We start from the raw sequence: 12770 nt of genomic DNA, 5'->3' as shown, positions 1-12770 counted from the left end.
TCACCTGGATGAGTATGCTGCGGCCGCGGCCGCGTATAGCGAAAACCAGCGGGGTCGTACCGAGTGAGTCGGCCGACCCCGCGAGGATTGTTGTGCAGTCGATCGTGAGGCTACGCTCGACCAAAGGCGAGCGCCACATTGTGCCCACCGAATCCGAAGGAATTGTTGATCGCGTACTCGATCTCCTGGCGGCGAGCCTCGCCCTTCACCACATCGAGATCGACCTCCGAGTCCTGGTTCTCCAAGTTCAGCGTCGGCGGAACGATTCCGTCCCGAATACTGAGCACGGTCAGTACGGACTCCAGTGCGCCGACTGCGCCGATCGAGTGACCGAGCGCCGACTTGGGCGCGTACACCGAAGCATGGTTTCCGACTGCCTTGTTGATCGCGTTCGCCTCGGCAATGTCACCGATCGGCGTTGCGGTCGCGTGCGCGTTGATGTGCGTAATGTCCTGCTCGGTCAGACCCGCGGTCTGCATCGCCCTGGTCATCGCTCGCGCCGCACCATCGCCTGTCGGATCTGGTGCGACCAAATGGAAGCCATCGGAGGTTATCCCGGCGCCGAGCAGGCGCGCGTGGATCGTGGCGCCACGCGCTTTGGCATGTTCCTCGGTCTCGAGGACCATCAGCGCACCCGCCTCGCCGAAGACGAAGCCGTCGCGCTCGGAGTCGAAGGGGCGCGAAGCGCCCTTCGGATCGTCGTTACGGGTACTCATAGCACGCATCATGGTGAACGCCGCGATCGGCACCACATCGATGAAGCCTTCGACGCCACCGGTGACGACGATATCCGCATCACCCATAACGATCATTCGCCAGGCATTGGCGATGGCCTCGGAGCCGGATGAGCATGCCGAGACCGGAGTGACCACTCCTGCCTTGGCCTTCAGTTCGAGACCGACAACGGCCGAAGGGCCGTTCGGCATGACCATTTGCACAGCCAACGGCGAAATCTTGCGATAGCCACCGTTTTTCAGCTTGTCCACGGAATCGATGAGGGCGTCGCCACCACCGATACCGGTGCCGATGGCCACACCCAGTCGCTCCGGATCGACCTCTGGACTGCCCGCGTTCCGCCATACCTCACGACCCAATACAGTCGCGAGTTGCTCGACATAAGCCATGCGCCGGCACTCGACCCTGGACAGCAGAGTATCCGGCCGGACCTTCAGATGGCCGCCGATTCGGACCGGAAGGTCGTATTCCTCGATGAAGGAATCCTCGAGAACGTCGATGCCGCTCTCGCCATTGAGGAGTCCCTTCCACGTCGCATCGACGTCACCCGCGATCGACGTGGTCGCCGCCAGGCTGGTGACGACGATGTTGGGGAAGTTTCCGTTCAAGGTGGAAGGAGTGGTCACAGTGTCGGCCCTACTCGGCGTTGTCGAACTTGGCCTTGAGCTCAGCCGCCGCCTCGACGTTCTCGGCTTCGAGCTTCTGAATGTACGCGACCGCGTCGCCGACCGTCTTCAGGCTGGCCAGATCCTCATCGGGGATCTTCACGCCGTACTTGTCCTCGGTCTGCACTGCGATCTCGACCATGGACAGCGAGTCGATGTCCAGGTCATCGACGAAAGACTTCTCGATCGTCACCTCGGAGGGCTCGATGCCGGTTACCTCTTCGATGATCTTGCCGAGTTCCTCGACGATTTGTTCCTGGGTCAGAGCGGCCACTTCGTGGCTCCCTTCTTGATAGCCGTAGGGCGTTACTGGTTTCTTTCTGACAGAGCAACGGCAACGGTTGCCGTATGCTCGGCCACGACCTCGCATATCAATCACATATCAATGCACGGTCGCGCAGGAAAGCTAACCGGATGCAGTCAGCTCAGCCAACGCGGGGAGGTCTTGCGGGGACTTCAGGGGCAGGGTGGGCGTACCCTTCAACTCCCGTTTCACGATGCCGACGAGGGTGCCCGCCGGCGGCAGCTCGGCAACTGCTGAAATACCGGCCTGCCGAACGGTTTCGATACACAGATCCCATCGAACGGGCCGGGTGACCTGCGCGGCAAGCTTGTCTACCGCGTCCTGTCCAGAACCGACGGGCTTGCCGTCCGCATTCGACAGCAAGGTCATGATCGGCTCGCCCGGCGTAATCTTCATTATAGCCTTGGACACAGCATCCTGTGCCGGGGCCATGAATGCCGTGTGGAACGCACCCGCGACGGGCAGCGCACGAACCCTGGCCTTTTCCGGAGGGTTCGTGGCGAGCTCGGCGAGCGCGTCCAATCGGCCCGCGGCCACGATCTGGCCTACCGCGTTGCGGTTGGCCGGTACGAGGTCGAGTTCGGCGAGCCGCTCCAGCACGGCGGTCTCGTCGCCACCGAGCACTGCGGACATGCCGGTAGGTGCCAGGGCGCACGCCTTGGCCATCTCCACTCCGCGAATCGCAGCCAATCGGACCGCATCGTCAGCGGGGATGACTCCGGCGATCGCCGCAGCGGCGAGCTCACCGACCGAGTGTCCAGCGACGAAAGTGTCGGCTGAAAGCCCGTCCTGTGAGATTTCCGAAAACGCGAGCAATGCCGCGGCAACCACCAGTGGCTGGGTCACGGCAGTGTCGGTGATCTCCTCGTCCGTCGCGGTGGTACCGAGACGGACCAAGTCCAAGCCACAAGCCTTGGACCAGAGTGCGAGACGCTCATCCGCGCCGGGAAGATCGAGCCAAGGCGCGAGCATGCCGGGTGTCTGAGAGCCCTGTCCAGGGGCGAACAACGCGATCACGTCTCTAAGAAAACACTGTGAAGCAGGCCGCACGAGATGTCGGCGCGAATGAAGCTTGGGAAGTACTTTTGTGAGGGTCCCACAAAAGGCCACGTGGTCCGCTCGGATCGACCGACTCGGCAAAAACGTTACAAGCCCTCTGAACCGAGTGCGGCCTCAGCGACTTCTGGGACAGAAGCAGTCGATTCTTTACGTGTTCGTGTCAGACGACCCACGGTGGCGGCGATCCTGAGTACATACGCATCGCGCGGATTCATCGGGTCACGGCCCGTGATCTCGGCGATGCGTTTGAGCCGATACCGAACGGTATTCGGATGGACGTATAGCTGACGTGCGCACATCTCGACTGCTCCACCGCAATCCAGGTAGGCATCGAGAGTGTCCGCCAACGACGACCCTGCCGCGGCCAACGGCAGGACGATGTACTCGTTCAGCGCGTCGATCGCAGCCCGATCACCCAGCAGAGCGCGCTCGGGTAACAATTCCGCCGCATGCACCGGTCGCGGAGCCCGGCGCCAGCCGACCACCGCCTCCATCCCAGCCAACGCCTCCACCGCGCTGGCGTGCGCCGCGCCCAGCGTCCGAGTAGTCGGGCCGATTACCACGGGGCCGTCCGAGAACACCTCCGAAAGCAGGTCGAACAGGAAGGGGGAAACCTGCGAGACCTCTCCCAGATGCCCGGATACGACCATCACTAGCCTGGCGCCCTGCACCACAGCCAGCGCAGCGCGCCCATGCCGCGCCGCGATGGTATGCGCCGACCCCACCGAAGAAACACCCTGTTCTCCGGGTGGGGTACCGACCAGCACTGTCGCAGACGCGGTGGCGTCCCAGTTCAGCGTCGCGGCTCTGGAGAGCATGTCCGGACCGGTATCGCCCCGCACTACGGCATCGACAACGAGTGCCTCCAGCCGAGTGTCCCACGCACCGCGCGACTCGGCGGCGCTGGCATATACCGAGGCGGCGGCGAACCCGAGCTCGCGCCCGTAACGCAACACCGCCTCGGTGAGTGCGACCAGCTGCCGGTCGTTGCGCGCGAGCGCGGGCAGCCACTGCTCGAAGAACTCCATGGCGACGCGGACCATGTCCACGGTCTGGCGCAAGGTCAACCGTCGCGCCAGGTCCTGCGGAATCACCTGGAACGCGTCCAAGCTGAACCGGATGTCGCTTTCGGGATCCTGTAACCACTCCAGGAAGTTCACCACCGCGGTCTGTACCAGCATCTGGACTCCGGCCCGCTGGGCGGCGTCCAGGCCACCGAAAAACGGCAGCCGCTCCTGCATCGACCCCACCGCCTCGGTAGAGAGGCGACCGGAGAATTGCTTCACCCGCTTGAGCAGCGTATCCGGAAGGGGGTCGCGGGTCTGCCGGTTCGGTGAGAGCGCACCTGTCGGCAGATACACCTCGTGCTCGGCAGAGCCTTCGGAGATCCGTCGCGGCCGCGGCGGTTTACGGTCCACCATGCAATGTTCCGCTATGCGAGTTCTTCTTCGGCGCTTGCCTCGGATTTCGGCGCGGCGCAGACGTCGTCGATGCGGTACTTCGCCGCCGCCTCGACCGCAAGAGCTGGATCGATTCTGCCCATCCGAGCCATTCCGGCCAATGCGGCTACCGCGATGGACTGCGCGTCGACATTGAACACCCGGCGCGCGGCCGAGCGAGTGTCGGAGAAACCGAACCCGTCCGTGCCGAGTGTGCTGAAATCACCGGGAACCCATTTGCGAACCTGGTCGGGCACAGCGCGCATCCAGTCGGTCGCGGCGATGTACGGGCCTTCGGCCCGAGCCAGCGCCTCGGTGATGTACGGAACCCCCGGCTCGGCACCAGGGTCGCGCAGCGCGGCGATCTCCTTGTCCAGCGCATCCTTGCGAAGTTCACCCCAAGAAGTGACCGACCACACATCCGCCTGTACGCCCCACTCCTGCGCGAGGATCTCCTGCGCGCGCAGACCGTCCGGCACCGTGACACCCGAGACCAGAATCTGGGCGCGCAGCGCGCCCTCACCTCCGCGTCGGTACAGGTAGATGCCCTTGAGCAGCCCTGCGACGTCCAGATCCGCCGGCTCGGCGGGCTGTGGGTACGGCTCGTTGTAGAGGGTGATGTAGTAGAGGATGTCTTCGCCACCGAACTCGCCACCGCCACCGTGCGGTCGAATGCCAGGCAACGACGTCTCGTTCCGCGGGGGCGTGCCGCCGCCGTACATCCGGCGCAGGCCGTCGCGCACGATATGGGCGATCTCGAACGCGAACGCCGGGTCGTAGGTCACCACCGCCGGATTACTGGAGGCCAGCAGCAGCGAGTGCCCATCGTTGTGTTGCAGCCCCTCCCCGGTCAACGTGGTACGCCCTGCGGTCGCTCCTAGCACGAACCCACGGGCGAGCTGATCAGCCGCCGCCCATAGCCCGTCGCCGGTGCGTTGGAAACCGAACATCGAGTAGAAGATGTACAGCGGGATCATCGGCTCACCGTGGGTGGCGTAGGAGGTTCCCGCCGCGGTGAACGAAGCTGTCGACCCGGCCTCATTGATTCCCTCGTGCAGAATCTGCCCAACCGCGCTCTCTTTGTAGGCGAGCATCAATTCCGCGTCGACAGACGTGTACAACTGGCCGTCGCGATTGTAGATCTTCAACGAAGGGAACCACGAGTCCATCCCGAAGGTCCTTGCTTCGTCGGGAATGATCGGGACGATACGCTTGCCGATCTCCTTGTCCCGCAGCAACTCTTTCATCAGCCGCACCAGCGCCATCGTGGTGGCTACATTCTGTTTACCCGAGCCCTTGCGCACCGAACGGTACACCTCGTCGCCAGGAAGCCGCAGTGGCTTCGCCGCGGCGCGCCGCTCGGGCAGGAACCCGCCGAGTGCCTTGCGCCGGTCGAGCATGTACTGGATCTCCCTCGCCTCCATGCCTGGGTGATAGTACGGCGGCAGGTAGGGATCCTTCTCCAGCTCGGCGTCGCTGATCGGAATCCGCTGCAGATCACGGAAATCCTTGAGATCCTGCAAAGTCAGCTTTTTCATCTGATGCGTGGCGTTGCGGCCCTCGAAGTGCTTGCCGAGGGTGTAGCCCTTGATGGTCTTGGCCAGGATCACCGTCGGCTGCCCCTTGTGCGCCACCGCTGCGGCATAAGCGGCGTGCACCTTACGGTAGTCGTGGCCGCCACGCTTGAGGTTCCAGATCTCCTGGTCGGTCAGATCCCGCACCAGCGCCTTGGTGCGCGGGTCGCGACCGAAGAAATGATCGCGAACATAGGCGCCGTCGTTGGCCTTGTAGGTCTGATAGTCGCCATCCGGGGTGCTGTTCATCAGGTTCACCAGCGCACCGTCCCGATCGGCGCCCAACAGCGCGTCCCACTCACGGCCCCAGATCACCTTGATGACATTCCAGCCCGCGCCACGGAAGAACGACTCCAGCTCCTGGATGATCTTGCCGTTGCCACGTACCGGACCATCCAGACGCTGCAGATTGCAGTTGACCACAAAAGTCAGATTGTCCAGTGCCTCCATGGCCGCGACATGCGCCAGACCGCGCGACTCCGGCTCGTCCATTTCACCGTCGCCGAGGAATGCCCACACATGCTGACCTGAGGTGTCCCTGATACCGCGGTCATGCAGGTAGTGATTGAACCGTGCCTGGTAGATGGCGTTCATCGGGCCGAGGCCCATAGACACGGTGGGGAACTCCCAGAAGTTGTTCAGCAACCGCGGATGCGGATAGGACGGCAATCCATGGCCTGGACCGCCATGGCTGTACTCCTGGCGGAACCCGTCGAGTTGGTCGGTCGACAGCCTCCCCTCCAAGAACGCGCGGGCGTAGATACCAGGCGAAGCGTGTCCCTGGATGAAGATCGAGTCGCCACCGCCGGGATGGTCTTTGCCGCGGAAGAAATGGTTGAAGCCGACCTCGTAGAGCGCCGCCGAGGACGCGTAGGTCGAGATATGGCCACCCACGCCGATGCCGGGACGCTGGGCGCGATGCACCATGATCGCGGCATTCCAGCGGATCCAGGCACGGTAGCGCCGCTCCACCTCCTCATCGCCTGGGAACCATGGCTCGTTCTCGGTGGGGATGGTGTTGACGTAATCGGTGGAAGTCAAAGACGGGATGGCGACATGACGTTCACCGGCCCGCTCCAACAGGCGGAGCATGAGATAACGCGCCCGGCCAGGGCCTTCCCGGTCGAGCATTCCGTCGAACGACTCCAGCCATTCTCTGGTTTCCTCCGGATCGATGTCCGGCAGGTAGGACGCCACCCCTTCACGGATGACCCGCACCCGCCCGCCTGCCTGCGGTGCGGGCGACCTGTTCGGATCGCTGCGCGGGGCGGAAACGGGAGGAGAGCCGGTACCAGCGGATTGCACTGGTGCGGAAGAGTGGATCAGGTCGGTCAAAGCTGCTCCTCGTGCAGGGGTGGACATGCTGTTGGCGTCGTATTCCCCGGCGGGCTCGCGTGGTCGGCGGCCCCCCGTTGACGAAAGGGTGTGGCGCACCACCCATCCTTATCGATGGTGCGTCCTAGGTCATCATGGCAGCCGGAAGTCCAGTACGGTTCGACAGGCGGTGCGAGTCGGCCTGGAAGCTGTGAGGAGCGGGGAGGACAATGAGATTGCTGAACTCACAGGGGTTCGGGGTGATATGCGCGACCAGCGCTGTCACCATCGGGTTGGTCGTCGCGGGATGCGCCGACCGAGTGAATGGTGCGGCCGGCCCGAATGCGAGCGACCTGGCTGCCTACCGTACCGAGGCAGCGGCCTCGTCCGCGGCGGCGACTTCCTCGCAGCGCGCAGCGGTCAGGGCTCGGGCCATCGCGAACAACTGCGGCCGGTTCCCCGCCACCACCGGTATAGGCGTCGCCAAGTACAACGAGTTCATCGCCGCGCTCGACTCGAATGCATCCGACCTCGTCAGCAAGCGGGATATCGCCGTCCAGATCCTCGAAGACGCCGCGAACAAAGTGGAAAGTGGGGTCGACGCCGATCGAGACGCGCTGCCGGAGGACCTGACCGCCAGATTCACCGAGTACGTGGACTCAGCGCGCGTGCTGGCCGACGAGACGCGCAGAATGACGTACAACACACCCGTCGGGCCGCTCAACAAGGCCGGCAGGCGGGTGAACGGCGCGCGCGACGCTGTTCACGACTCCTGCCCCGACCGCTGAACGTGTGGTCGCCATGAGTGTGCTCGACACCGGCGCAACATGACATTCCATAGCTATTTCGCCGGATCGGCTTGCGCTGAGGCCCATAACCATGTTCGCTTGCAACTACCTATTGTCGGGAGTTGAGGAGGACGCCACCGTGGTCGCCGCGGCGGACGCGCAGAACTACGCTCAGAAGCTTGGCATTTCACACGGCTTGGTTGTCCAGGAATTAGGCTGGGACGAAGACGCCGACGACAACTTGCGAGCCGATGTCGAGGATGCGATCGACGGTGAACTCGTCGACGAGGACTCCGACGAGGTGATCGACGTCGTCTTGCTGTGGTGGCGAGACGGCGACGGCGATCTGGTCGACGCACTGATGGACGCGATCGGCCCACTGGCCGATGACGGTTTCGTCTGGGTACTCACACCCAAGACCGGAAAACCCGGCCACGTCGAACCGAGCGAGATCGCGGAATCCGCGCCTACCGCGGGTCTGACCCAGACTTCGGCGATCAGCCTCGGCACGTGGACCGGCAGTCGTCTGGTGCAGCCCAAGGCTCCCTCGAAGCAGCGCTGAGCCGCCCCGCTATGGTTTCCACCGGGCGGCGCAGGCCGCCCGGTGGAGACTCGACACGATGGAGGATTCGCTATGCCACTCGAGGTCGGCACTGCCGCGCCGGACTTCACGCTGAAAGACCAGAACAACCAGGATGTCACGCTCTCGGATTTCCGTGGCAGGAAAAGCGTGCTGCTCGTGTTCTACCCGCTCGCTTTCACCGGGATCTGCCAAGGCGAGTTGTGCAAGGTCCGCGACGAGTTGCCGAAGTTCCAGAACGACGACACGGAAATCCTCGCGATCTCCGTCGGCCCGCCACCCACCCACAAGATCTGGTCCGCCGAGCAAGGCTATACCTTCCCATTGTTGTCGGACTTTTGGCCGCACGGCGCGGTCGCCCAGGCCTATCGCGTCTTCAACGAGAAATCGGGCTACCCCAACCGCGGTACCTTCGTCGTCGACCGTGCGGGATACATCCGCTTCGCCGAGATGAACGGCCCCGGAGAGCCCCGTGACCAGGCGGCTTGGGAGAAAGCGCTCAGCGCGCTAGATTCATAGTCCGCCGGTAACGGCCCGGGCGCATAGCTCAGCGGTAGAGCTCTGGTTTTACACACCAGCGGTCGGGGGTTCGATCCCCTCTGCGCCCACAGAAGGACCACCGGGCAGATGCCTGGTTGCGTGAGTAGCAGCTGAGGACGACGGTCGCGATAAGGGCCGAATGCGAGGCAGAGGCGTCGACTGCGAGGAGAGGCGTCGACTGCGAGGAGAGGCGTCGACGGATTTCGCGCCTGCTCGCTCAGGCACCCTGACGTAGTCCACCGACGCCTAGAATCGAAGGGCGTCAGCCGAGTACGCAACCAGCCCGGTAGTCGAGAGGCTGTCTCCCATGGAGCTACGGATCTTCGCAACACCCCCATCAGGATTGGCCGTGTACGAGCAATATCTTCGATTGGCGCGGGCCGCAGCGGCCTGCGGTTACGCAGGATTCGCCGTAGCCGATCATTACAAAGCGGAGCATCCGCCTGGGTCGTGCGATGCCTGGGTGACCTTGGCGGGACTAGCCCGCGAGACCTCCACAATTCGGCTCGGGGTGCTGATGACTGCGGCGACTTTCCGCGAACCGGGCCCCCTGGCTATCCAAGTCGCCCAGATCGACCATATGAGCGGCGGTCGAATCGACTTCGGTGTGGGCACAGGCTGGCACCAGATCGAGCACCGCTACTACGGCATCACCTTCCCGCCTCTCAAACAAAGGTTCGACCGGCTGGAGGAGTATCTAGCGGTGATCAGCGGGCTGTGGCGGACACCGATCGGTGATCGGTTCAGTTACCATGGCAACCATTTTCGCCTCGACGACTCACCGGCACTGCCCAAGCCATCCCAGCGCGGGGGCCCGCCTATCGTTATGGGCGGTTTGGGTCCCAAGCGCACTCCGGCGCTCAGCGCTCGCTATGCCGATGAGTTCAACCATCAGGCGTTCAGTACCGCGTCCGGCTATACCCCGAATATTCCATTGGTCGGACTCGATGTTGTCGCGGCGCAATTCGAGCGGGTCCGCGAGGCATGTCGAGCCATCGACCGCGACCCAGACGATCTGACGTTTTCCGGCACGTTGTTTTTATGTTGTGGACGTACCGATGCCGAGGTGGCCGCACGTGCCGCGGCGATCGGTCGCAGCGTTGCGGAACTTCGCGAAAACGGGGGTGGTGGCTCCCCTGCCGAAGTGGTCGACGCGATCGGTCGCTACGCGGAAATCGGTGTTAGTCGTATTCATCTGGGAATTCTCGATATCGATGATCTCGACCACATCGAGTTGGCGGCCGCGGAAATAATGCCACAGTTGAGCTGATTCATTACCTGGTCGATACCTTGACCTTTTGGTGTCGCGCTTACTGTATGGACCGCGCCAATGCTGTGGTCGCTGCCCGGGCACGCTCATCGGCGACACCGTGCGCCAGCCGGTTGCTCACGACCTGTCGGAGGACGTCCTTAGACGCTCCGAAGGACGGGTCGTAGGTCAGCAGAAGGGGAATCGCGGTGGTGACCAGATAATGCAGGTAGGCATCGTTGCGGTCGGCGACGTCGCCCATCACATCCATGGCGGTACGCGACAAACCGGTCGCGCCGGCGAGCGTGAGCTGCGGGGTCTGGGGTATGTCGGCAGAAAACGAGGCCAATGACCACAGTTCGTTGCGACGCAGTAACGGGTTGGCTTTCAGCTTTCGGTGATAGACGACAGCCGTATCCAGATCGTTGGTCTGCAGCAGCACACCGATGGCTCCGCTGCGATACGCGAACGCCGAACACCGCTCCGCAGTGTCCGGCGAGATATCGGCCGGTACAGCGCCGGTCAGTCTGGTGAGCTTGTGCACAAGAATCCCGTATCCGACGGTTGTGTGCAGACAGTTGGTGCCGGTATCCACCGCGTCGATCATTCGTAGCGCATTGTCGACGACCGCACTGGGATCGGTAAGCACGCTGACGGCTGGGGTAACGATCGCATCGAGTGCCGCGCTTTGCTTTGCTCCCCAGCATCGAGCCAGGTTCGACACCGTGTCTCGTTCATTGCCCCGCATCATCCCCGCCGCAGCCTCCAGTGCGGTAGCCAGGTACTGCACGCATTGCCCCTCAGCGACCAGAGTCTCCAACCGCTCTATCCGCACCGCGAGTCCGGACTCAGCGCATCGACGCAAAGCCGAGGTCAAGCGGGCGGCGTGGCTGCGACCTTCCACATATCGTGTCAAGTCGGGTATGGCGGTGATCAACCGCTGCAGAGTCGCTCCGGATACTCCGTCCAGCCAGGACTCCTCATGCCACAGCCTGGACAATGTGCTGCTGGGCACCTGGGACAGGAAGGCGATATCCGCCATACTCAGCAGACTGGCCCCAGCGATCACCGCCAGCGGCTGCGGCGGCGGCAAGTCGAGGTTTGCTACGCCACCAGTGCTACGCGCCGAGTATCGACGTCCCGAAGCATTCGTCGGCATAACACAATGCTATGGCGATTTCAAGAGTTGTTCCATCTGTGGGACAACTCTCGCCAGCGGCGCAGCACCGGACCACGATTCGAGCAGGAATCCGCTGTCTCTATGTCCAAAACCTGGTGTGCCCTGGAGGGACGTCGACTATGCACCACAACCCTGCCCGGTCTGCCGGCGAAACAGCCCGTTATCATTCGGTGCGGCCTGGTTCGGGGCAGGAGTCGGTCCGCCATACTATGGCCGCAGAAGAACCGAGCCATTACGGGCAGGTCGGACGACCTCATTCGCGGCAAAGCTGGACGGTAGTCGAGACGCTGACCGGTCCGGACCTGGCATCGGTCGTGTTGGATGGAGTGCAGCCACGCGCATTCTCCGCACTCTCCCATGTCAGTGCCGCACCCGACCGCGTGGTAGCGCGCTTTCTGGCGCCTTTAGTGCAGGAGTGCGCCGAGTCGGGACGGACTCGCGACAAATGTGTCATGCTTGCTGACAAGCGGGTGATGCGGCTGGTAGCCGTACCTGTGCTCGGTCCGTCCTGCCTGGTCTACGGAGTCGCCGTATGGGTCGGCAGCATTGCGGGACAGCTACCTCCCATGCCGGTCATCGGCACGATCGAGTGGCATGCGTCCGGTACTGTCACCGCTTCCCCTGCGGCGCAGTACCTTCTTCGGCCGAAGCATGGCGATCTCCCGCACGGGTACATGATCCAGGAAATGCCCGCTCACCTCGATTACTGGGATGATCGGGCGGCCTTTCTGGCCGTGTTCGATCCTCTAGCACCCGTAGACCACTGGGCCGGTACAGCCACAAGGACTTATGAGGACGGGTCTCGTCGGCAGCTGCACATCGCTGTCCGCGGCGATGGCACTGGTCCCGATCGGATGACGCGCGCGATCGTCTGCGAGGTCACCAGAAGCCGGATGCCGGCCGACTCCGACCTGCGCTCTCTGACTGGGCAGCTCAGATCGACCCTGTCCGATCATGCTCTCGCATTAATGGATCTGAAGACCGGCTTCGTACGTGAATGGCTCACCGACGAACACACTCCACTCGCGGGTTGGCAACACCACAATCCCGAACTGGATGATGAAAGTCGACTTCTGGTAGCTGTCACCTGCGTCGAACTCGATACCGGAATGCGCGAGTCCGCGGATATTCGAGTGCGCGTGCGCTGCTCGCCCGACGACGATTGGGTACTGCTCGACGCTAAATGCAGCCGCATCCGTACGGGCGACCGACCGCAGGCACTCATCAAGATAGCCCCTATCTCGCCGAAACCGGTACCGCTGGTAAGTCGATGCCGGACGTGCCAAGAATTGGTGCACTGACCGGATTCCGATTTCAGGATAATCTGCAATCGGTCGGCAATA

At 63.2% G+C, this 12770-nt stretch carries 11 protein-coding genes and 1 tRNA gene; 6 read left to right on the top strand and 6 right to left on the bottom strand.

All coding sequences use genetic code 11. The features are described from left to right. Positions 1-110 precede the first annotated feature (110 nt). From ACX4ZE_RS01430 to aceE, 5 genes are all read right to left on the bottom strand, one after another. Positions 111-1361 carry a KasA/KasB family beta-ketoacyl-ACP synthase gene (locus ACX4ZE_RS01430; RefSeq protein ID WP_480271403.1) on the bottom strand — a complete coding sequence of 417 codons (1251 nt, stop codon included), beginning with the start codon at positions 1359-1361 and terminating at the stop codon, positions 111-113. Positions 1362-1371: 10 nt separating this feature from the next. Continuing rightward, positions 1372-1674, bottom strand: coding sequence for a meromycolate extension acyl carrier protein AcpM (gene acpM, locus ACX4ZE_RS01425; RefSeq protein ID WP_480271402.1), 303 nt, complete (start codon positions 1672-1674; stop codon positions 1372-1374). Between the two features lie 132 nt (positions 1675-1806). After that, positions 1807-2721 carry an ACP S-malonyltransferase gene (locus ACX4ZE_RS01420; protein ID WP_480271401.1) on the bottom strand — a complete coding sequence of 305 codons (915 nt, stop codon included), beginning with the start codon at positions 2719-2721 and terminating at the stop codon, positions 1807-1809. A gap of 128 nt (positions 2722-2849) precedes the next feature. Beyond that, positions 2850-4184, bottom strand: coding sequence for a PucR family transcriptional regulator (locus tag ACX4ZE_RS01415; protein WP_480271400.1), 1335 nt, complete (start codon positions 4182-4184; stop codon positions 2850-2852). An 11-nt stretch (positions 4185-4195) separates the two neighbouring features. Continuing rightward, positions 4196-7111, bottom strand: coding sequence for a pyruvate dehydrogenase (acetyl-transferring), homodimeric type (gene aceE / locus ACX4ZE_RS01410; protein ID WP_480271399.1), 2916 nt, complete (start codon positions 7109-7111; stop codon positions 4196-4198). 209 nt (positions 7112-7320) lie between these two features. On the opposite strand from aceE, the gene ACX4ZE_RS01405 reads away from it, so the two are divergent. The 5 genes from ACX4ZE_RS01405 (at position 7321) to ACX4ZE_RS01385 (ending at position 10268) form a co-directional block, all read left to right on the top strand. Then, positions 7321-7878: a hypothetical protein gene (locus ACX4ZE_RS01405; RefSeq protein WP_480271398.1), complete on the top strand. Its 558-nt coding sequence runs from the start codon at positions 7321-7323 to the stop codon at positions 7876-7878. 139 nt (positions 7879-8017) lie between these two features. Then, entirely contained in the window at positions 8018-8440 is a 423-nt protein-coding gene (locus ACX4ZE_RS01400) for a DUF3052 domain-containing protein (protein WP_480271639.1), read from the top strand. Between the two features lie 72 nt (positions 8441-8512). Then, a complete protein-coding gene (locus ACX4ZE_RS01395) occupies positions 8513-8977 on the top strand; it encodes a peroxiredoxin (RefSeq protein WP_480271397.1) in 465 nt (154 codons plus the stop codon). 17 nt (positions 8978-8994) lie between these two features. After that, a tRNA-Val gene (locus ACX4ZE_RS01390) sits at positions 8995-9066 on the top strand. 239 nt (positions 9067-9305) lie between these two features. After that, positions 9306-10268 (top strand): TIGR03560 family F420-dependent LLM class oxidoreductase, encoded by a 963-nt coding sequence (locus ACX4ZE_RS01385; RefSeq protein WP_480271396.1) that lies wholly within the window; start codon positions 9306-9308, stop codon positions 10266-10268. 40 nt (positions 10269-10308) lie between these two features. Here the strand turns inward: ACX4ZE_RS01385 and ACX4ZE_RS01380 are convergent, their stop codons facing one another. Next, positions 10309-11406 carry a hypothetical protein gene (locus tag ACX4ZE_RS01380; protein ID WP_480271395.1) on the bottom strand — a complete coding sequence of 366 codons (1098 nt, stop codon included), beginning with the start codon at positions 11404-11406 and terminating at the stop codon, positions 10309-10311. Between the two features lie 230 nt (positions 11407-11636). Here ACX4ZE_RS01380 and ACX4ZE_RS01375 point away from each other — a divergent pair, with 230 nt between their 5' ends. Beyond that, complete coding sequence (locus ACX4ZE_RS01375; RefSeq protein WP_480271394.1) at positions 11637-12728, top strand: GAF domain-containing protein; 1092 nt, start codon at positions 11637-11639, stop codon at positions 12726-12728. Positions 12729-12770 lie beyond the last annotated feature (42 nt).

The sequence above is a fragment of the Nocardia sp. TBRC8007 genome (assembly GCF_056629435.1).
Note: the sequence above shows the minus strand (reverse complement) of the source record. Positions and strands in the feature narration are given on the sequence as shown.